This window comes from Agromyces luteolus, from assembly GCF_009729855.1.
Classification (GTDB): Bacteria; Actinomycetota; Actinomycetes; order Actinomycetales; family Microbacteriaceae; genus Agromyces; species Agromyces luteolus.
The window spans coordinates 92,128-112,051 of sequence record NZ_WODA01000025.1; the positions used below are offsets into that span (position 1 = coordinate 92,128).

15 protein-coding genes are annotated in these 19,924 nt (G+C 69.3%); 5 read left to right on the plus strand and 10 right to left on the minus strand.

Annotated features, from left to right (window positions below; translation table 11 throughout):
* Positions 1-31 precede the first annotated feature (31 nt).
* The 6 genes from GLX25_RS19420 to GLX25_RS14140 all read right to left on the minus strand — a co-directional run bounded on the left by GLX25_RS19420 (position 32) and on the right by GLX25_RS14140 (position 8,911).
* A complete protein-coding gene (locus GLX25_RS19420) occupies positions 32-1,777 on the minus strand; it encodes a family 43 glycosylhydrolase (protein ID WP_166548832.1) in 1,746 nt (581 codons plus the stop codon).
* A 43-nt stretch (positions 1,778-1,820) separates the two neighbouring features.
* A complete protein-coding gene (locus GLX25_RS14120) occupies positions 1,821-2,693 on the minus strand; it encodes a sugar phosphate isomerase/epimerase family protein (protein ID WP_155843099.1) in 873 nt (290 codons plus the stop codon).
* Positions 2,694-2,698: 5 nt separating this feature from the next.
* The gene (locus tag GLX25_RS14125; protein WP_155843101.1) at positions 2,699-3,532 is read right to left on the minus strand and encodes an SDR family NAD(P)-dependent oxidoreductase; all 834 of its coding nucleotides are present in this window, start codon (positions 3,530-3,532) and stop codon (positions 2,699-2,701) included.
* A complete protein-coding gene (locus tag GLX25_RS14130; protein WP_155843103.1) occupies positions 3,529-4,767 on the minus strand; it encodes a glycoside hydrolase family 1 protein in 1,239 nt (412 codons plus the stop codon). Before GLX25_RS14130 ends, GLX25_RS14125 begins: the two co-directional genes overlap by 4 nt.
* 68 nt (positions 4,768-4,835) lie before the next feature.
* On the minus strand, positions 4,836-7,532 hold the full coding sequence (locus GLX25_RS14135) for a family 78 glycoside hydrolase catalytic domain (protein ID WP_155843105.1): 2,697 nt from the start codon (positions 7,530-7,532) through the stop codon (positions 4,836-4,838).
* Positions 7,533-7,582: 50 nt separating this feature from the next.
* Complete coding sequence (locus tag GLX25_RS14140; protein WP_420837656.1) at positions 7,583-8,911, minus strand: MFS transporter; 1,329 nt, start codon at positions 8,909-8,911, stop codon at positions 7,583-7,585.
* A 182-nt stretch (positions 8,912-9,093) separates the two neighbouring features.
* Here GLX25_RS14140 and GLX25_RS14145 point away from each other — a divergent pair, with 182 nt between their 5' ends.
* Together GLX25_RS14145 and GLX25_RS14150 are read left to right on the plus strand one after the other, a co-directional pair.
* Complete coding sequence (locus tag GLX25_RS14145; RefSeq protein ID WP_155843107.1) at positions 9,094-9,783, plus strand: TetR/AcrR family transcriptional regulator; 690 nt, start codon at positions 9,094-9,096, stop codon at positions 9,781-9,783.
* 302 nt (positions 9,784-10,085) lie between these two features.
* Entirely contained in the window at positions 10,086-13,496 is a 3,411-nt protein-coding gene (locus GLX25_RS14150; protein ID WP_155843109.1) for a glycosyl hydrolase, read from the plus strand.
* 51 nt (positions 13,497-13,547) lie between these two features.
* Here the strand turns inward: GLX25_RS14150 and GLX25_RS14155 are convergent, their stop codons facing one another.
* Positions 13,548-14,165 (minus strand): TetR family transcriptional regulator, encoded by a 618-nt coding sequence (locus GLX25_RS14155; protein WP_155843112.1) that lies wholly within the window; start codon positions 14,163-14,165, stop codon positions 13,548-13,550.
* Between the two features lie 331 nt (positions 14,166-14,496).
* Between GLX25_RS14155 and GLX25_RS14160 the strand changes: the two genes are divergently transcribed.
* Together GLX25_RS14160 and GLX25_RS14165 are read left to right on the plus strand one after the other, a co-directional pair.
* The gene (locus GLX25_RS14160) at positions 14,497-15,096 is read left to right on the plus strand and encodes a sugar O-acetyltransferase (RefSeq protein ID WP_155843114.1); all 600 of its coding nucleotides are present in this window, start codon (positions 14,497-14,499) and stop codon (positions 15,094-15,096) included.
* A complete protein-coding gene (locus tag GLX25_RS14165; protein ID WP_155843116.1) occupies positions 15,083-15,670 on the plus strand; it encodes a TetR/AcrR family transcriptional regulator in 588 nt (195 codons plus the stop codon). Before GLX25_RS14160 ends, GLX25_RS14165 begins: the two co-directional genes overlap by 14 nt.
* A 43-nt stretch (positions 15,671-15,713) precedes the next feature.
* Here GLX25_RS14165 and speB read toward each other — a convergent pair whose 3' ends face one another.
* Complete coding sequence (gene speB / locus GLX25_RS14170; protein ID WP_155843117.1) at positions 15,714-16,700, minus strand: agmatinase; 987 nt, start codon at positions 16,698-16,700, stop codon at positions 15,714-15,716.
* A gap of 148 nt (positions 16,701-16,848) precedes the next feature.
* Here speB and GLX25_RS14175 point away from each other — a divergent pair, with 148 nt between their 5' ends.
* Positions 16,849-17,748 (plus strand): LysR family transcriptional regulator, encoded by a 900-nt coding sequence (locus tag GLX25_RS14175; protein WP_155843119.1) that lies wholly within the window; start codon positions 16,849-16,851, stop codon positions 17,746-17,748.
* A gap of 131 nt (positions 17,749-17,879) precedes the next feature.
* On the opposite strand, the gene GLX25_RS14180 is transcribed toward GLX25_RS14175, so the two are convergent.
* Entirely contained in the window at positions 17,880-19,028 is a 1,149-nt protein-coding gene (locus GLX25_RS14180; protein ID WP_155843121.1) for an aminotransferase, read from the minus strand.
* Positions 19,025-19,924: an ornithine cyclodeaminase family protein gene (locus GLX25_RS14185; protein WP_166548833.1), complete on the minus strand. Its 900-nt coding sequence runs from the start codon at positions 19,922-19,924 to the stop codon at positions 19,025-19,027. The genes GLX25_RS14180 and GLX25_RS14185 overlap by 4 nt, the downstream gene beginning before the upstream one ends.

A 19,924-nucleotide genomic window follows, 5' to 3' on the forward strand; every position in this document is an offset into this window, starting at 1 on the left:
GTCCTGTTCGTGCGGATGTCGAGGGAAGGGGTCAGCCGATCCGGGCCGGGGCGCCCGGAGTGATGCCGGCGCCGTTGAAGGCGTCGACTGCGAACCAGTACGCGTGACCGGCGTTCAGCGACCCGACCTCGAGTTCGGTCCGGTCGTAGACGAGCCACGAGTGGTAGAGCTTGTCGGGCGAGAGCCCGTAGCGCACGTTGTAGCCCACGGCGCCGGGTGCGGCATCCCAACGCAGCGACGCCGTGCGCGGGTCGTGGCGTTCGCCGCTGACCCCGACCGCGTCGGGAAGCGGCACGTCGGCGAGACCGAAGACGCGCAACCCGCTCACGGCGAAGACGCCGCCGAACGGCATCGCGCCGGCGGTGACCCGGACGTACCGGGCTCGCCGCGACTCGGGCAACGCGACGAACGCGTGCGGGGCGTCCTCGCGGGTGCCGATCGTGTCGTGCACGACCGTCCACTCCACGCCGTCGTGCGAGAGCTCGACGCGCATCTCGGTGGGCTGCGAGTCCGGGAAGACCGCGCGCTTGCCGAACGTCGCCTTCGCGAGGTCGCGACGCTTGGGCGCGCGCTGCGCGAGCTCGTGGTCGGCGAGGTTGACCTGCAGCGCATTGATGGTCACCTCCGCGCCGAGGTCGAGCTGTAGCCACTCCCCCGGTCGGTCGGAGTCGGCGACCCACCAGGTGCGCACGGATTCGTCCGTCGCGAGCGCCGGATCGTGCCCGTCGGCCGACGACGAGGCGGTCGCCGCGGCACGGTGCGACAGGAGCATCCAGCCCGGGAACGCCTCGGTCCACGGGTCGAACGCACGGTCGGGCACCTGCATGGGGTAGTCGGCGAAGTTCTGGTTGCAGAAGAGCACGCCGTCCTCGTCGAACCCGGCCGGGAACAACCCGATCCGCCGCTCGAAGTCCGCGTTCACCGAGACGCGCATGGTCGCGACGTGCCACCAGTTGCCGTGCCTGTCCTGGAACGTGCTGCCGTGCCCGGCACCCGTGATGAACCCACCGGGCTTCGACGAGAACGGGCTGTGCGGGTCGTACTCGAACGGGCCCAGCGGGCCGGTGCCGACGTAGACGCCGTCGGCGTAGGTGTTGAACTGCGTGCCGGGGCCGGCGTACTGCAGGTAGTAGCGGTCGCCCACCCGGTTCATGTACGCGCCCTCGATGAAGGGCGCGTCGCCGATGTAGGCGTCCATGACCTTGCCCGCGAACCCGCGACGCACCTCGGCCACGTAGTCGTCGCCCGTACGCTCCCAGCCCCGGTTCGCCGTGTCCGCCGAGATCAGCGGCACCGGCTCGCCGAGGCTCCGGAACGTCGAGCGGTCCAGCTCGACACCGCTCACGGGACGGTTGTGCGAGCACCCCCAGTACAGGTAGAGGCGCCCATCGTCGTCCTGGAACGTGTCCGGGTCCCAGAACGCGACGTCGCTCGGGGCGATCTCCTCGAAGTCGTCCGCGAACGGGTCGACGCTGCGGAAGAAGCGTCCCTTCGTCTTGCGGGATGCCGTGAACAGCAGTGCACCGTCGACCTCGCGCACGTCGGGCGCGTAGTCGATCGCCGGGATCTTCTCGCTCGGCTGCAGCGTCCACTCGACGAGGTCCTCGGAATGCCAGAACCCACGCGTCATCGACGCGAACATCAGGTAGCGGCCCCGGTAGAAGACGACCGTCGGGTCGGCCGCCTCCCGGTGCACGCTCCGACCGACGAACGGCGTCCGGATGTCCTGATAGCGGTACGAGAGGTCGAGGGGGTTGCAGACGATACGGGAGTTCACGATGGGTCCTTCAGAGTCGGGGGTATGGTGCGGGTCGCGCCGATCAGCCCGGCAGCAGCCGGCGGAGTACCTCGGCGCTCATCTCGGCGCTGCGGAGCGGCGACCCGCCGATCCAGTTCTTGTGGGTCTCGAGGATCACGGCTTCCACGCGCAGGGATGCCGCGCGCTCGACGATCGCGTCGATGGCGAGGTTCCCGGTGCCAAGCTCGACGCTGTCGACCTTGGCGATGGGCGTCATCGTCGGCCCCGTCGTGCGTGATCCGCGATCGGTGAGGTGGATCAGGCGCACGCGCTCGCCGAGCGCATCGAGCAGTGCGAGCGGGTCGGCGCCGGCGGTAGCGGCCCAGAAGCAGTCGAGTTCGAAGCCGACGGCGTCCGCGTCGGTCAGGTCGACGAGCGCGGCGAACGCGGTACCGCCGGAGCCCACACGTCGGAACTCGGCGGTGTGGTTGTGGTACAGGAGGCGAACGCCGTCGGATGCGAGGTTCCGGCCGGCGGCATCGAGACGCTGCGCGAGCCGTCGCACCGCGACGTCGTCGCCGTAGTCGAACCGGTGCATGCCGGTGACGACGACGTTGCGGGTGCCGAAGCCTGCGGCTCGCGCGGCCACCGCCTCGGGGTCGGATTCGATGGTGCCGAGGTCCTCGTGCAGTGCCGCGACCGACAGGCCGGACTCTGCGACGAGGCGCCGCCAGTCGAGTCGGCCGCCGCCGCCCACCGGCATCCCTGCGACCCGGGTGAGGGCGCGCACGACGAGCGGCGTGAGGCGGGTCATGAAGCCGTTGAGTTCGATCGCCTCGAACCCGGCGGCGACCAGGCGCGCGAGCGTGTCGCGCGCCTGGTCCTCCGTCGACGTGACCCGGCCGATCTGGATCTGCTGGATCGCTCGCAGCGGGCGGCGGCCGGGACGGAACATGAACGTCAGACCGTCTCGCCCGCGTCGGCGAGCAGCGTGCTGCCGGTCATGATCATCGAGAGGTCGCTTGCGGCGAAGAGCACGACGCGCGCGATGTCGTCGGGGGTGCCCATGCGGCCGATCATGCTCGTGTTCATCACGTCCAGCGGCGGCATCTCGATGCCGGCTGCGGCCGCGGCCTCGGCGCCCGCCTTCGCGGCCGCGAGGTTGCCTTCGGTCGGCACGAAGCTCGGCGCGACGCCGAGCACGCGGATGCCGAGCGGGGCGAGGTCGACCGCGAGCGACTTGGTCATGCCGAGCGCGGCGTGCTTCGAGCCGACGTAGGCGGCCATGCCAGGGAACGCCACCTGCACGCCGGCGGTCGAGATGATGTTGACGATGACGCCGCCGGTGCCGTCAGCCGACATGCGGCGCGCTGCCTCGCGCGAGCCGAGGAAGACGCCGCGCGCGTTCACCGCGAACGTCGCGTCCCACATCTCGTCGGGCATCATCGTGACGGGCGCGTTCGGGAAGATCCCGGCGTTGTTGACCCAGACGTCGATGCCGCCGAGCTCGGCGACCGCGAGGTCGGCGGCGGCCGCGACCGAAGCCGCATCGGAGACGTCGGCGCGCGTGCTCGCGACGCGCACGCCGTATCGGTCGGCGAGGTCCAACGCGGCAGCCTGCGCAGCTTCCTCGTTGAGGTCGATCAGCAGGAGGTCGGCACCGGCCTCGGCCAAGCGGGCCGCGATGGCCTTGCCCAGGCCCTGGGCTGCGCCGGTGACCACGGCGCGACGACCGGCAAGCGAGAGCAGGTCGGTCAGCGGGCGGCTCGAGACGTCGGCGAACGGGAAGCTCATGCTGCGAACTCCGTCGCCTCGAAGCCGTTGCGGGCGGCGACCTTGCCGAGCCACGCGAGGCTCGGCTTCGGGGTGCGCGCGAACGTGTCGCGGTCGACCGAGATCAGGCCGAAGGTCGGCTCCCAGTGGCCCCACTCGAAGTTGTCGAGCAGCGACCAGTGCAGGTAGCCGCGCACGTCGATGCCGTCGGCGATGGTGCCCGCGAGGCCCTCGAGTGCCGCGGTCGTGTACCGGATGCGCTGGACGTCGTCGGCGGTCGCGATGCCGTTCTCGGTGATGAGGATCGGGGTGTGCTCGCTGACCTCCCATGCGTGGCGCACGGCCATCGCGAGGGAGTCGGGGCGGAACGCGGTGCCGACGAGCGTGTTGTCGGGGTGCGGCGGGTGCGGCACGAGGCCGTTCGCGTCGACCTGCTGGCTCGAGTAGGCCTGCACGCCGACGAAGTCGTCGCCCCGGCTGCCCTCCCAGTAGACGTCCTCCTTGCCGTACCGGATCTGCAGGAGCTTCTCCTCGCCGCCGGGTGCGGCGGTCAGGGCGCCGGCCGCGATGGTCCAGCCGACCTTCGCGTTGGTGCGCTCACGCACGATCGCGCGCGCGGCGTGGTGGATGCGGGTGAACATGCGGCCGATCTCGGGATCGGCGTAGGTCAGGAATTGGCCGTGCTGCTGCTTTTTCTCGTCGTCGCCCTCGGCCTCGACCGTGGGGCTGGTCCAATCGCCGCCGGACGCCGCGAGGTGTCGCATCGCGGTCATGATGGCGGCCTGCATGTTCGGCTCGTTCATGGTCACGACCCACTCGACGCCGTCGAGGATCGTGCACGCCTGCTCGACGAACGCGCAGAACAGCGCCTCGGCGTCGGGGCTGTCCCACCCGCCGAGCGCGGCGAACCACTGCGGCGTGGTGAAGTGCTGGAGCGTCACGACCGGGGTCACGCCGTGCTCGAGGCAGGCGTCGATCATGCGGCGGTAGTGCGCGAGCTCGGCCTTCGAGAAGTGCCCGCGCACGGGCTCGATGCGCGACCACTCGAGGCTGAAGCGGTAGGAGGTGAGTCCGGACTCGGCGAGCAGGCGGATGTCCTCGGCGTAGCGGTGGTAGCTGTCGACGGCGTCGCCTGAGAGCTCCATGCCGGGCATCGTCTGCTCGCGCGCCCACCAGTCGCTGTTCACGTTGTTGCCCTCGATCTGGTGGCCCGCGGTCGCGGCGCCCCACAGGAATCCGTCGGGGAAGGTCGTCATGGGTTCGTTCCTCTCGTTCGTTGAGCGGGTTGTGTCTGGGTCGGATGCGTCGGGGACGGTCGGGCGGTTCAGATGGCGGCCGGCACGGGCTCGGCCGAGGGCAGCAGGGCGGATGCCTCGAAGGCGCCGGGTCCGATCCGGTGCTCGCTGCCGTCGGGGAGGACGACACGCGCGGCGGTGCCGGACGGGATCTCGGCGGTCAGCGCCATCCGCTCGCCCTCGATGCGCCACTCGACCGAGATGGTGCCCTGCGGGCTCTCGTGGGTGCCGCGCGCCCAGGTGATCCCGCCGCCCGGAACGGGCTCGATCACGACGTGCTCCCACGCGATCGAGTCGGCGTCCTGCCGGAGCCCGAGCGTGTGCGTGTGCAGGAAGCGCATGGCTGCCCCCTTGCTGTAGTGGTTCAGGGATTCGTGGGCGTCGCCGTGCTCGTCGATGCCCTCCCAGTCCTCCCAGATCGTGGTCGCGCCGCGGTCGAGCATGTACCGCCACGACGGCGCGGTGCGCTGCTGCAGGAGCTCGTACGCGACCTCCGCCCGCCCATGGTCGGCGAGCACCGGGAGCAGGTCGCCGGTCGCGAGGAAGCCGGTGCCGACATGGGTACCGGCCGCCCGCACCAGCTCGACGAGTCGGTCGACCGCGCGCTCGCGGAGCTCGTCGGGGACGAGGCCGAACGCGAGGGCGCGCACGTAGGCGGCCTGGGTGTCGGTCGTGGTGGTGCCGTCGGGGCGGAGGTAGGCCTGCCGCCAGGCGTCGGCGATGCGCTCGGCGGTCGCCGTGTAGCGGGCGGCATCCTCATCGCGGCCCAAGGTGCCCGCGATGCGGGCGAGGGTCGCGGTCGATCGGTGCAGGTAGGCGGTGCCCACCTCGCCCTTGTCGGCCATGAACCAGGCCATCGGGTTGTGCTTGATGGGGTCGATGCGGTTGCCGTCGGCGTCCCGCTCGCGGGGCTCCGTCCACTCGCCCCAGTGGAACGTGCCGTCCCAGAGGTACTGCTCGAAGGGCGCCGGCTCGGGCGATGCCTGCGTGCGGGCGTGGTGCCGGGTGGTGCGCGCCTGCTCGAGCGCCCACTCGACCCAGCGAACCATCGCGTCGGCGTTCTCGGCGAGCACTTGCTCGTCGCCGTAGGAGAGATAGAGCTCCCACGGGACGGCGACGATCGCATCGCCCCAGCCCGACGAGCCGGTCATCATGGCGAACTGGTCGTCGAGGTGGTGCTTGATGCGGCGCCCATCTGGCGAGAAGTTCGCGATCCGGCCGTCGTCGAGCTGGTCGTCGCGCACCGAGCGAAGCCACTTGCGGCTGAAGCCGTGAACGTCGTACAGGCGCGTGGCCGTCGGGGCGAAGACCTGGTAGTCGCCCGTCCACGCGAGGCGCTCGCGGGTCGGGCAATCGGTGGGAATGTCGACCGCGTTTCCGCGGAAGCTCCAGTCCGCGATCTCGTGCAGGCGGTTGAGGCCTTCGTCGCTGCACGCGAACGTGCCGGTGCGGGCGAGGTCGGTCTGCACGATGCGCATCTGCAGGGATGCCGGGGCGAGTGCGCCGCCGTCGGACCGGGCGATCCGGGCGTAGCGGAAGCCGTGCACGGTATGGCGGGGCTCGAACTGGCCGCCCTGTTCCCCAGCGACGACCTCGTCGCGCTGCACGAAGGCCTTGCGCCCCTCCGGCCGCTCGGAGTCGAGGTGGGAGGTGTCGAGGTCGCCGTCGCGGCCGAGCGCCTCGCCGTAGTCGACGACCGTGCGGGTGCCCGGCTCGCCGAGGTCGGTGAGCCGGATCCATCCGGACGCGTTCTGGCCGAAGTCGGCGATCACCGCGCCGTCGGCGAGGCGGCGCAGCTCGACGGGGGCCCGGGTCTCGACGACGCGGACCGGAGGCGCGGGCGACCAGTCGATCGCGGGCGGCGCGTCGACGACGTCGAGGAGCACGGATGTCTCGGGCTGGGCGTCCGCCGAGAGGTCGAGCGTCTGCCCGTCCATGAGGTCGGCGCGGGTGATCGCCGACGGGCGGCTCGTCCAGGTCTCGTCGCTACGGACGACCCGGCGGGTGCCGTCGGCGAGTTCCTGGTGCAGTTCCGCTCGGGCGCCGAGCGTCGTACCCCACCCGGCGGGGAGCCGGAAGGCGCCGACCTGGCCGCGGAACCAGCCGTCGGAGAGTTCGAGCTCGATCGCGTTGTCGCCGTCGCGGAGGAGGGCCGTGACATCCGCCGCCTGCGCGTAGAGCGTGCGGTCGTACGACGTCGAACCCGGTGCGAGCTCGATCGTGCCGACGCGCTCGCCGTTCACGGTCGCCGTGTAGACGCCGAGCGCAGTCGTGTAGAGCCGCGCCGACACCATCGCGCCGGCGAGGGTGAACCTGCCCGCGAGCACGTGGGCCGCGCGCTTCCCGTATCCGGGGTCGCCGTCGGAACCGACGGCGGGTTCGACCGGTGAGATCCAGTGCGCGGTCCAGTCCCCGTCGAGGAGACCCGCTTCGAACTCGGCCCAGTCCGACCACGCGGCATCCGCCCCGGTCTCCTGGGGGTCTGCGGTCACGCGCCACCGCGCCCGCTGCCCGCTGCGGAGCGCCGCGAAGGGCCACGTCGCCAGGCGGCGCGAGGTGACGGCGGCGACGACGGGCGACGCCCCGTCGATCACCGCTTCCACGAGGTAGGCCGTGCGAGGCCCACGGTCGACCGGGTCCTTCCACGAGAGCCGGGGGGCGGCGCCGGTGACGGGGAATCCGTCACCGCCGCCGTCCACGACGAGGTCGTAGGGTGCAGTGCGCATGGTGGTTCGCTTCCGTTGGAACGCGGTTCAGGTCGGGCGGGTCGCTCCGCTCAGCGGATCGACTTGACCTTGAGCAGGATGATGAGGCCGCCGACGAGGGCGAAGACCGCACCGGTGAGGTACAGCAGCGTGTAGTTCTTCACGTCGCCGACCGCGCCGATCGTGATGACGACGCCGGCGATGAGCGGCGCGAGCGCGCTCGGGATCTTCTGCGCGAACTGGACGACCGCCATGTACCGGCCGACCTGGTCCCGTTCCGGGATGATCGCGAAGACGATCGCCTGGTCGACGGTGGCGAACACGGCGATCGCGAGCTGCATGAGCACGGCGCCGAAGATGATCTGCGGAAGGTTCCAGGCGGTCGCCTCTGCGACAGCTCCGCCCACGAACAGCACGGCGGCGATCATCACGAAGAGGCGACGACGCTGGAGCTTGTCGGAGAGGAACCCTCCGATCAGTGCGCCCGCAGCCGCAGCGAGCACGCCGATCATCCCGACGGTGGCGACGATGCCGGCGACCTCGCGGACGGGCAGGTCGAGGCGCTGGGCGTAGAAGAACGTGCCGAACGTGGTGTTGAAGTAGAGGCCGACGAAGAAGACGAACCGTCCGAGCCAGTTCCATGCGAAGTCGGGGTACTTGCGCACGTTGAAGCCGTAGCTCGTCACGACCGACCGGACGGTGACGTGACCGGTGCGCGGCAGGTCCTTCGAGCTGCCCTCGGGCTTGATGAGCGGGAAGATGCCGAGCATCACGGCGCCGATGACGCCGGGGACGAGGAACACGAGCGTCGTGTTGGAGGAGACCGCGTAGGCGACGCCGATGCCGAGCACCGGGGCGATCTGGGTCATCAGGCCGGTCAGCGCCGACACCTTGCCGCGCTGCGATTCGGGGAGCTTGTCGGCCATGAGCAGCTGCAACGGCGCCCCGGCGATCGACCACCCGGACATTCCGAGCACCCAACCTGCGCCGACGACCAGCAGGTTCGGCGCCAGGGAGATCACGATCAGGCCGAGGAGGCCGATCACGATCCCGAGGTAGATGAAGGGCGTTCGTCGACCGAATCGCGACCGTGTCCGGTCGCTCCAGATGCCGATCATCGGGCTGATGATCAGGTACACCGCCTGCGCCGTGCCCGTGATGTATCCGAGCACCTCCTCATGCCCGGGCGCCAGCTCACTGATGCGGACGGCGATGCCGTAGGCCAGCGGCACCATCATGGCCATCGAGACCCCGAAGCTCGCGAGCATCAGCCAGAAGATGTAGCTCCGGCTCATCGGCTGCTGCGGCTCGGCCGCCGAGCTGTCCACCATCGGCGGGACATTCGCCTCGGACACGGCGAGGCCGACGGCGAGTTCTGCGCTCGGCTCGTGCTTGGTCACCATTGACTCCTTCATCGGTGAAGCCGGCCACGCGATCCTACGCGGGTCGGACGGGAGAACACCCAAAAGTAACCAGATTGGTTACCTTGCTGGCCAAGAGTAACCACTGCGGTTACTATTGGCAAGTCGGCGGTGAAAACCTGGTCTGCCAGACTCGGGGAATGGTCCGACAGGGAGAAGACATGAACCGTTCGACCACGCTGATCGCGGCGCAGACGCCGGACTCCGACGCTCCCGTCGCCCCGGAGGCGACGAGTCGGGGCCGACGGGGCCCGTACGCGAGCACCCCCGCCCGCCGCGCCGAGATCGTCCGCGCAGCGCTGGCGAGCTTCGCCGAGCACGGCTACGAGCGCGCATCACTCCGCGACATCGCCGCCCGGGCCAACCTGACGCACGCCGCCCTCCTCCGACACTTCGCGAGCAAGGACGACCTGCTGCTCGCCGCGCTCGCCCAACGAGACGACGACGACGAGGAAATGGCGCGCCGCATCATGCAGGCGGAGGTGCCAGCCGACCGGGTGCTCTCGAGCGTCCTCGCGGAGGAGTTCGCCCACCCGGACCACCAGCGCAATTGGCTCGCCATCACGGTCGCGGCGACCAACCCGGAGCATCCTGCACACGACTTCTTCATCGCCCGCCGCGAACGTATGCGCGTGCACTTCTCGAGCGGCCGCCTCACGACCGCACACGACAGCGAAGAGCTCACCGCGGACGACAAGGTCACCATGCTGATGGCGATGATCGACGGATTGCGCATCCAGGCCCTGATGGACCCGTCGCGTGACACGCTCCCCCTGCTCGAGACGCTCGTGCGGCTCATCACCACCGACGACGACCGTCACGACACGCCCATCGCGCCGCCCTCCGCCTGACCCCCCCCCGGAATCGACGGAATTCGGTCGGTGTCCCGACGGAAGCCCGCTGCTGAAACGCGGACGCACCGTCGGTGAACTGCCTGCGCAGGATGCCGAGGACAACTCCCAGCCAGAATCGACGTGACGCTCCTCTTGCTCGAGACGTTCATGCGCCCCGGCGCGACGCCGCAGGGCGACGCTCCCGGCTCACGGTGTTCCGCTTTGCCGGATCGGTTACGACACGTCGAGTTTCTTATTGACGCATCGTGCGCAGCGGGCTAGCGTGCGTGTGAAACCTTTCAAAGCCGAGAGGAATACCCATGCCCCACGCACCCCGTGCATTCCGCCGGCGCCCAGCCGCACTCGCGACAGCTGCCGTCTTCGCACTCTCACTGAGCCTGATCCCGGCGCTCACCGCGCCCGCCACGGCGAGCCCCGGAGACGCTGGTGGCTCCGCGACTCCCCCGGCGCCGCTCCTCACACCCGCGACGTTCGCCGACCCCCCGACCGCCGTGCGCCCCATGTACCGCTACTGGATGCCGCTCGCATACACCGAGGACGAAGTGCTCCGAGAGGAGTTGCGCGACATGGCCGCGGCCGGCGCCGGTGGTGTCGAGATCGCGCCGTTCGTGGTACCCGGCGCAGGCAACCAGACCAACGCCTTCCTCGCCGAGTACGGCTGGGGTACCCCTGCATGGGCGCACAAGATCGAGGTCATCACCGACGAGGCCGCGAAGCTCGGCCTCTCGGTCGACCAGAGCCTCGGCCCGCAGTACCCGCCGACCGTTCCGTCGCTGAACAGCTTCAACCAGCCCGAGGTCGAGCAGCAGCTCGTCTTCGGACGCGAATTCCACGAGCCGGGCGACTCCCGGTCGGGCGCCCTGCCTGCTCCGACCACGACGATTCCCTCGGTGTCGACCCAGCTGTGCGGGCCCGCCACCGCGGGCGACCAACTCCTCCGCGTCCGCACTGTCGGCGGATTCGCGACCGGCGACGTCATCACGGTCGGAGCGGGTGCAACGGCCGAGCAGGTCACGGTCTCGTCGATCGGCGACCGCCTCGCCGAGTGCGCCGACCTCGGCGTCTCCGAGCTCTCGAGCGCGCACGCGATCGACGAGACGGTGCGCAACGTGGCGCACACAACGCGCCTGCGCACGCTCGTCGCCCAGTGCGCCGACGCATGCGCGACCGGCGGCGCCGGCTCGGTCCTCCTCGACCCGGGCTCGGTGGTCGATGTCACCGATGACGTGGTCGACGGTGAACTCGCGTATGCGTTCGCCGCGGGTAACGGCAACCCCTGGGTGCTGATCGATTTCGTCCAGGCGCCATCGGCCCTGATCGCCCAGCGCGGCGGCTACACCCCGACTCAGCCGAACTACGTCGTGGATCACCTGAGCCGCGGCGGCGTGGAGATCCAGGCGGACTTCTGGGACGAGCACATCCTCACCGACGCGGTCCGCGCGAACCTCGCTCGGATCGGCCGGGGTGCGGTGTTCGAGGACTCGCTCGAGCTCGGGACGGCGCAGAAGTGGACCTGGGACTTCCTCGACGAGTTCGAGGAACGCCGTGGGTACGACCCCACCCTCGTGCTGCCGGCGCTCGCCGGCGCCGGCATCCAGGGCACAGGGGCTCCGGCATTCGAGTTCGCGGAGATCGGCGAGCAGGTGCGTGAGGACTACCGCCAGACCATGAGCGATCTCTTCGTCGACGAGTACGTCACGCCGATGCAGGAGTGGGCGGCCGGGCACGGCCTCGACTTCCGGGTCCAGCCCTACGGCATCCCGATCTCTTCGGCCGCGGCCGCGGCCGCGGCCGGCATCGCTGAGGGCGAGTCGCTGAACTTCGGCAGCCCCAACGCGCTCGGCGCCGAGCAGGACTACCGGGTCCTGAGCGGCGGCGCGCACCTGTCCGGCAAGGACCTCGTCTCGACGGAGTGCTGCGCGGTCTTCCAGGGCGGCTACCGCTCCAGCGCGGCGGGCCCGAACGTGGGCGGCCAGTTCGGCGAGGGCGGCGATGGCACCCAGGTCGGCGGTCGGTACTCGCAGGGCCTGCTCGACAGCATCAACAAGGCCTACGCCGGCGGGGTGAACCAGGTCGTCTGGCACGGGTATGCGTACCGTGACGCTCCGAAGGGCGTCGGCACGAGCGGGCGCGACGGCGGCACCTGGCCCGGATACCAGCCGTGGGACATCTTCGGCGTCATCAGCGTCAACGACGTGTTCGGCCAGCGCCAGGCGAGCTGGGCCGACTATGCCGAGATCAACGACAGCCTCGCCCGTACCCAGCTCGTGCTCCGTCAGGGCCGCGCCACCGTCGACCTCGGCGTCTATTACGAGGATCTCGGGCTGATCGGCTCGTCGGTCAGCGACCAGCAGCCCCGCCAGCACATGCTCGGCACCGATTCGGCGACCTCGAGCGCGGGCTACACGTACGAGTACGTGGCACCGGATCTGCTCGAGGACCCGACGCTCGAAGCCGACGGGGATGGCGGACTGTTCGGCGATCGATCCGACTTCGAAGCGATCGTGCTCAACGACCAGGCGACGATCGGGCTCGGCAGCGCGGAGCGGCTCCTTACCCTGGCCGAGCAGGGGCTGCGGATCTTCGTCGTGGGTGACCAGCCGACCGCGACGACAGGCGCAGAGCCGGAGGCGGACCGCCTCGCCGACGTGGTCGCGGCACTGCTCGCCGAGCCGACCGTGGTCGAGGTCGCCGACGAGGCCTCGCTTCCGGACGCGCTGGATGCGGCAGGCATCCGCCCGACCGCGACGCCGGAGCACGCGACATCCGCATTGGGACTGGTGCGTCGCGAGGCCAGAGGGATCACCTACGACTTCGCCTACAACCGCTCCGGCGAGGAGATCGTGGAGAACCTCACCCTGGCGGGCAACGGGCGACCGTTCCTCCTCGACACGTGGACCGGCGCGATCTCCCCGATCGCCGAGTACTCCGCGGGCGACGGCATCGTCACGGTGCCCGTGCGGATCGCACCGTACGACAAGGTGATCGTCGCGCTCTCGACGACGGGCGCCATCTCCGGGAAGGGCGGCGACCCCGTCCAGGCGCCGGCACTGCACGCGGTGCGGAGCGACGGCGACGTGTCGGCGACCGGCGCCGGAAAGCGACTGGTGCTTCGAGCGTCGCAGAACGGCGAGTTCGAGACCGAACTCAGCGACGGGACGCGCCGCGTCACCGTCGTGGAGGGACTGACCGACGCCGTGCGACTCGATGACTGGAACCTCCTGGCGCAGACCTGGGGACCCGGCGCGAATGCGTACACGACCGCCAAGGTCGACCAGGCGGCGTTCGACCTGACCACCGACGGCGACGGCCGGCTCGCCTCGTGGCGGTCGATCACCGCTCCGGTCGATCTCAGTCGGGCCTCCGGCATCGGGACGTACACGACCACGTTCGACCTCCCGAGCGCCTGGACGGAACCGGATGGCGCCTACCTCGACCTCGGCGATGTGCTGGACACGGCTCAGGTCACGGTGAACGGCGTGCAGGTGACGGTCAACCAGTCCGATCGCAGTCGTATCGACCTGGGCACCGCGCTTCAGGCCGGCGAGAACACGCTGACGGTTCAAGTCGCCACCACGATGTTCAACGCGGTGCGCGCGACGGGCGACAGCAACTACCAGCTGGTGGACTGGCAGCACGCCGGCCTCCGCGGCCCGATCGTACTCACGCCCTACCGCGACGTCGTGCTCCCGAAGAAGGCCGGTCGGTAGCGGACGCAGCGGCCGAGTGGCCCGCGCTCGAGTTCGAGCGCGGGCCACTCGTCATTCCGCGGACACCGTCCGGTCTCCGCCGATCGGGTCGACCATGCGAGGGCCGGTGCGCGTCAACGCCGGCACCCAAAGCTCATCGACGAGGACGGCGATCGCCGTCCCGATCGGCGGGAGCCCGGTGTGGAGGAACTCCGACATGGCGACGGCGTGCCCGAGATTCATCGCGGCCGGCGAGGGCGGATGCTCCAACTCCCCCCGAGCGACGGCGTCGTCGATGATCCGCGCGACATCCGAGACGATCACGCGATCCCCCAGCATGCTGGCTCGATGCGCGGGACTCGCCTCGTACAGGGTCCCTCGAACCGCCTCGCCGAACGGTCCGCCGAGGAAATGCGCCGTGCCTTCGAGGAACGCGACCAGGTCCGTCCGAAGGTCGCCGCTCGGCTCGTTCTCGACGTGGGACTCAGCCGTCATGCGCGCCAACACCGCCTGGGCGAGCTCGACGCGGTTCGCCCACCGCCGGTAGACGACCGCCTTGGCCGTGCCGCATCGTCGACTGACGCCGTCGATGCCGAATCCGGCCCAGCCACGTTCCTCGAGTTCGGCGGCGGCGGCCTCGAGGATCGCATCATCGAGCGCTGCGCCACGACGGCGGGTCCGCCCGTTCATGGCTGCACCTCCCCGCGGCTCGCGGCGATGCAAGCCCGACCGATCGGGGCGCCATCCCTCCGGCGGCGTTCAGGTCGACTCATCGGCGATCAGGTCCAATCGGGTAACTTGCGCCCAATCCAAGTTAGTGGATCGGATTGACCGCGGTCCGAGGTTTGATCCTTGCGATCACTGGACGAGACCGCTCAGTTGCCCGCTCTGGCGCATGGCGCAAACACGGAGCCTCCGGATCCAGACGCTTCCCCAACGAACATCGAGGTCGGCACTCGGTCAGGCCGCCGCCCAGGGGTGATATGCGTACACATGTACACACTCGTGCTACGGTGAAGCCATGACCGACTACTTCGCGGGCGACCCACGCACGAATCGGGAGCGCATGCTCGCCGGAGACCTCTACATCGCCGACGACCCAGAGAGCGGCCGCATCGCGCAGCGCGCCGTCCAGCTCGCCGACGCCTACCACCGCGCCGCCGTGGCGGACGAATCCGCGGCTCGTCCTCTGCTCGAGGCGCTCGTCGGGCACCTCGGCGAGGGCGCGTTCGTCAAGCCGCCGCTGTTCGTGGACTACGGCGAGAACATCTCGATCGGCGAGCGCACGTTCGTGAACTACAACCTCACCGCGCTCGATGTCGCAGCGATCACGATCGGCAAGGACTGCCAGATCGGCCCGAATGTCCAGTTGCTCACTCCGACGCACCCGATCGACCCCGAGCCGCGCCGCGACAAGCTCGAGGCAGCCCAGCCGATCACCATCGGCGACAACGTCTGGCTCGGAGGCGGCGTCATCGTCTGCCCCGGGGTCACCATCGGCGACGACTCGGTCATCGGCGCGGGCTCGGTGGTCACCAAGGACATCCCCGACGGCGTGATCGCGGTCGGCAACCCCGCGCGGGTCATCCGCGCGATCGGCGCCCAGGATGCAAGGAACTGAAGCGAACGCCGGGAGCCGCCGCGGCCGCCGCAACGACCCCGACCGGCGCGACCGGATCATCGACGCATGCCTCGACGTCATCGCCGAATCGGGAGTCGCCGCTGCATCCCACCGCAAGGTCGCGGAACACGCGGGCGTCCCACTGGGATCGATGACCTATTACTTCGATGGGATCGACGACCTCCTCCGTCAGGCGTTCGCGCGATTCACCGCCACGATCAGCGAACGCTTCGAGCAGCGGATGGCGTCCGCCCACGATCCCGCGTCCGCACTCGACGCCGTGGTCGCGATCGTCCGTGACGACGTGTTCGGAAGCAGTCGGGAACTCGTTCTCACCCACGAGCTGTACACGCTCGCGGCCCGCGAGCGCGGCTACCGTCGCCTCACCGCGGAGTGGATGGCACGCAGTCGTGCCGCGCTGGAGCGGTACTTCGATCCGGAGACCGCTCGGCTCCTGGATGCGCTGGTCGAGGGCCTGACGCTCCATCGCGCGCTCGACGACGAGCAGTCCGACTCCTTCGACATCGCGGGGGCCGTGGCTCGAGTCATCGACCACGGAGATCAGAACCGGTGAATCGAGCCCCGGGAGTCGGGGTTCAGCATCTGGCCACAGGCACTCATGGACCTACCGCGGACTCGGACGTGGAGGAACGGTTCGCCGGGGTGAGGCCCATGAGCGTGAGGAGTTCCCACGCCGTGTGCGCAGCCGCGAGACCCGTCACACCTGCGTGGTCGTACGCGGGTGCGACCTCGACCACGTCGCCACCGACGATGTTCAGCCCCGCGAGCTTTCGCAGGACGGCGAAGAACTCGCGGGTGGTGATGCCTCCGACCTCCGGCGTTCCGGTTCCAGGGGCCTGCGCAGGGTCGAGCACATCGATGTCGATCGAGACGTAGACCGGGCCGCTTCCGAGGCGCTGGAGGATCCGGTCGGCGAGGTCCTGCATGGAGTGGTCCTGGAACGCTTCGGCCCGGATGATACGGAATCCGGCGCGACGGTCGTCCTCGAGCTCGCTCGGATCGTAGATGCCACCCCGGATGCCGACGTGCTGACAGTGCTCGAGGTCGAGCAGGCCCTCGTCGGCAGCGCGACGGAACGGCGACCCATGCCAGATCGAGGCACCATGCAACACGTCCCACGTGTCCAGGTGAGCGTCGAAATGCAGTACCGCGAGTGGCCCGTGCACCTCCGCGGCAGCGCGGAGCAGGGGCAGGGCGATCGTGTGATCGCCGCCGAGCGCCAGGATCCTGGTTCCCTCCAACGTCAGCCGACGGGCTTGGGCGTGGATCGCGTCGACGGCTGCCCCGATGTCATACGGGCCGACGCCGAAGTCGCCCGCGTCGACGACCTGCTGGTTCCTGAAGGGGAACGTGTCGTGGATCGCGTGGTACGGATGCAGTTGCCGCGAATGCTCTCGTACGTGGGTGGGCCCGAATCGTGCACCGGGGCGGAAGCTCGTCCCGGAGTCGAAGGGGATGCCCACCACCGCCACGTCAGCGCGCTCGACCTGGTCGGCTCGCGGTAGCAGCGCGAACGTGGCGATGCCGCCGAAGCGGGGAAGATCGCTCTCGTCTCGCTGCCCCACGTTGCCGAGGTCCTCCATGAGTCACCCTTCCGTTCGACATGCGCACACCGTGCGCACCGCGCGTTGAGCATCTGGGCGCGCGGCCCTGAGCCCGAGGACTTCATCGAACCATCCGGGTAGGATCGGAACCACTGTCTGGAACCGATTCTTCACGCCGGATTCTCCGATGCTCGATCTTCGTCGTATTTCCCTCCTTGTCGCCGTTCAGCGCTTCGGATCCATCGCCGCAGCCGCCGCGGACGCTGGATGCACGCCGTCATCCGCATCCGAACAGCTTTCGAAGCTCGAGTCCGAGCTCGGATTGGCCCTCCTGGAACGAAGTCCGCGCAGCGTCCGGCTGACCCACGCAGGATCGGAACTCGCCGAGCACGGCCGCGCCCTCCTCGCCCAAGCCGAGCTGGCTGAGCGGGCGGCGAAGGACGTCGCGGGCGTCACAGCCGGGCGGGTGCGCGTCGCCGCGTACCAGACAGCGGCCGCACGATTCGTGATACCCGCGATCGCCTCTTTCGCTCGCGAGCACCCGCGCGTCCGCGTGAGCTTCGAAGAGTTGGAGCCCGAGGACGGAATGACAGCCGTGGCGGAAGGAACCGCGGACGTGGCGCTCGTCAGCAGCTACCTGGGGATGAAGGTGCCCCGCGTCAACGGGATCGAGGTCGTCGACCTGGGAGAAGATCCGTTCGTCCTCGTCGCCCCGACGCGACTTGCCACGCGCTCGCAAACAGCTTCTCTTCGGGAATTCGCGAAGGCGCAGTGGATCAGCGGCCGCCCCGAGCAGGGCTTCCAAGCCATCACCGAACTGGCTGCAGCTCGGTCGGGTTTCACCCCCGAGATCGTCGCCCGCGTCGACAACTACGACCTGATCCTCGATCTCGTGGCAGCTGGGCTCGGCGTGGCCCTGGTGCCCTCCAGCGCGGTGAGCAGCAGAGCCGGGGTCCACGCGCATCGAATCACGGAGCCATTCGGCCTCGTCCGACTGGAATCCTTGGCGAGCCGGGCGGCGGACCACTCGCTTGCCACGGGGAAGCTGTGCGCACTGATACGGCGCCGGTTCAACGAGGCAGGCTAGCCGGGTGAATCGGCGTCCTTGTTTCGTCCCTCGAATGTCGTCGGGCCGCGTGCCGGAACGACGCGCTCGAACGCATCGACCGAACGACGTCGACGATCATGAGCGAAGAGACGGCCCTCATCGCTTGATGCCTATGCGAGCCGTTGTCGGTGGGTACCGCCCCGCAGCGCATCCAGGAATTCCCCGACGAGCGACAGTCCCTCGCGAAGCGCCTCGGTGTCGTCGGCGAAGCCGATCCGGAAGGTGCCTTCGATGTCGAACGCCGCGCCGGGGGTGAGCATGACGCCGGTTTGCTCGAGCAGCCGGATACAGAATTCGTACGACGGTATGGGGGCGGTGTAGCGGATGAGGGCGGTCGTGCCGCTCGCCGGCCTGATGTAGGAGACGTCGTTCCGCCCGTTCACCCAGCCATCGACGAGGGCGAGGTTGCGGCGTGTGATATCGCGAGCTCGGGCGAGGATCGCGTCACGCTGCTCGAGAGCGACGCTTGCCAGCAGGTCGTCGATCCGGCCGACACTGATGGTGTTGTAGTCGCGATGAATACTGACCGCGTCGATGATCTCGCGCGGTCCGACGATCCATCCGAGACGCAGACCAGCGAGCGAGAACGGTTTCGACATGCTGCCCGTGGAGATGCCGCGGTCGTAGAGGTCGGCCATGGAGGCGGTGAAGCCATCGCCTTCCTGGTCTATCCCGCGGTACACCTCGTCCGAGAGCACCCATGCCCCCACCGAACCGGCCATCGCCGCGATCTCCTCCAGCATCGACTCGCTCATGAGGCTGCCAGTGGGATTGTTCGGGTTGTTGACCGCGATCAGCTTCGTCGTCGGCCGCAGCATCGCCCTGAGTTCGTCGAGGTCCGGGAGCCACCCGTCACGCTCGCGGAGGAGCAGCACGTCGACGTCCGCCCCGAAACTCGCGGGGATGGCGTAGTGCTGCTGGTACGTGGGCAGCACGCTGATCACGTGGTCGCCAGGCTCGATGAGCGTTTGGTGAATGAGCGCATTCGCGCCGATCGCGCCATGCGTTACCGTGACGTTCTCGGGCGACTGGTGCTCGTACAAGCCGGCGATCAGAGCACGTAGGCGATCGCTGCCGGGGATGGGCCCGTAGGTCAGCGGCGTCGCCTCCATTTCCGCCAGGATCTCGTCACGTCGGCCTGACAACTCGAGGAGCTCACCAGTCGTCAGTGAGCGGACGCATGTCTCGGCGAGGTTGTATCCGCAATCGTTCTCATACGCGTTCATCCAGATCTCGACCTGGAACTCGTCGATCTTCATGGGTGCACCTCCTGATGCGCTTGAAAGGCGGCCCATGCCACGGCGGCATCCTCGATCCCGAGACCGACCGATCGGAAGTAGACGACTCGATCGTCGCGGGGCATGGTCGCAGTACCGGCGACGAGCTCGGCGAGCGTGCCGTGCACGGTCTTCGGGTCCCAGCCGCCCGATGCCGCATCGCGCAACTCGCTCGCGACATCCACCGTGGTCCGCGCGTCGACGTACACCTCGAGCTCCGCGACGGCGGCGACGGGGATCTCACGAGCCCCACGGGCGTTCGTGGAGATCGAGGTCACGACCGTTCGGGGCGGCAACTCGCGTGGGTCGACGACGTCCTCGGCAGCCGACGTGCAGAGCATGACCAAGTCGACGTCCTCGACGGCCTCGGCCACCGTCGCGTCGAATCGGATGCCGTCGGGTGTCGCTTCATGGGCGGTTCGAGCGTAGACGCGGATCGACATCTCGGGTCGGATCGCTCGCAGGTAGCGCGCGTGCGCTTGACCGAGCTTTCCCCACCCGATCACGGCCGCGGACGTGGCATCCGGAGCGAGCAGCAGGTCCGCCGCCAGTACACTCGTCGCCGCCGTGCGCTCCGTGGTGAGGTTCTCGGCGTTGATCAGCGCAAGAGGATCTCCCGTCCGGGTGCTGATCAGCATCGTCCAAGCCGTGACGATCGCCTTGCCCGATGGCTGCGGGAGATACGGCGACACTTTCACCGCGTACACGTCGGCCTCTCCAAGAATCCCTGGATAGTGGATGACGTCGCCCCCACCGGCGATATCGACGACGAACTGCCCGGGCGCGATGGACGAGCCCGAGGCGACGCCGGCGAACGCCTGACGCACGGCGGCGACGACCTGGCGAGCTTCGACGCGAGGAGTCTCGATCTGCAACAT

Coding starts and splice junctions, on each gene's coding strand:
- GLX25_RS14125 (WP_155843101.1), bottom strand. CDS start 3,532: ATGAGCTTCCCGTTCGCCGACGTCTCGAGCCGCCCGCTGACCGACCTG.
- GLX25_RS14160 (WP_155843114.1), top strand. CDS start 14,497: ATGACCGACTACTTCGCGGGCGACCCACGCACGAATCGGGAGCGCATG.
- GLX25_RS14135 (WP_155843105.1), bottom strand. CDS start 7,532: ATGCGCACTGCACCCTACGACCTCGTCGTGGACGGCGGCGGTGACGGA.
- GLX25_RS14175 (WP_155843119.1), top strand. CDS start 16,849: ATGCTCGATCTTCGTCGTATTTCCCTCCTTGTCGCCGTTCAGCGCTTC.
- GLX25_RS14155 (WP_155843112.1), bottom strand. CDS start 14,165: ATGAACGGGCGGACCCGCCGTCGTGGCGCAGCGCTCGATGATGCGATC.
- GLX25_RS14165 (WP_155843116.1), top strand. CDS start 15,083: ATGCAAGGAACTGAAGCGAACGCCGGGAGCCGCCGCGGCCGCCGCAAC.
- GLX25_RS14180 (WP_155843121.1), bottom strand. CDS start 19,028: ATGAAGATCGACGAGTTCCAGGTCGAGATCTGGATGAACGCGTATGAG.
- GLX25_RS14120 (WP_155843099.1), bottom strand. CDS start 2,693: ATGTTCCGTCCCGGCCGCCGCCCGCTGCGAGCGATCCAGCAGATCCAG.
- GLX25_RS14185 (WP_166548833.1), bottom strand. CDS start 19,924: ATGTTGCAGATCGAGACTCCTCGCGTCGAAGCTCGCCAGGTCGTCGCC.
- GLX25_RS14150 (WP_155843109.1), top strand. CDS start 10,086: ATGCCCCACGCACCCCGTGCATTCCGCCGGCGCCCAGCCGCACTCGCG.
- GLX25_RS14130 (WP_155843103.1), bottom strand. CDS start 4,767: ATGACGACCTTCCCCGACGGATTCCTGTGGGGCGCCGCGACCGCGGGC.
- GLX25_RS14145 (WP_155843107.1), top strand. CDS start 9,094: ATGAACCGTTCGACCACGCTGATCGCGGCGCAGACGCCGGACTCCGAC.
- speB (WP_155843117.1), bottom strand. CDS start 16,700: ATGGAGGACCTCGGCAACGTGGGGCAGCGAGACGAGAGCGATCTTCCC.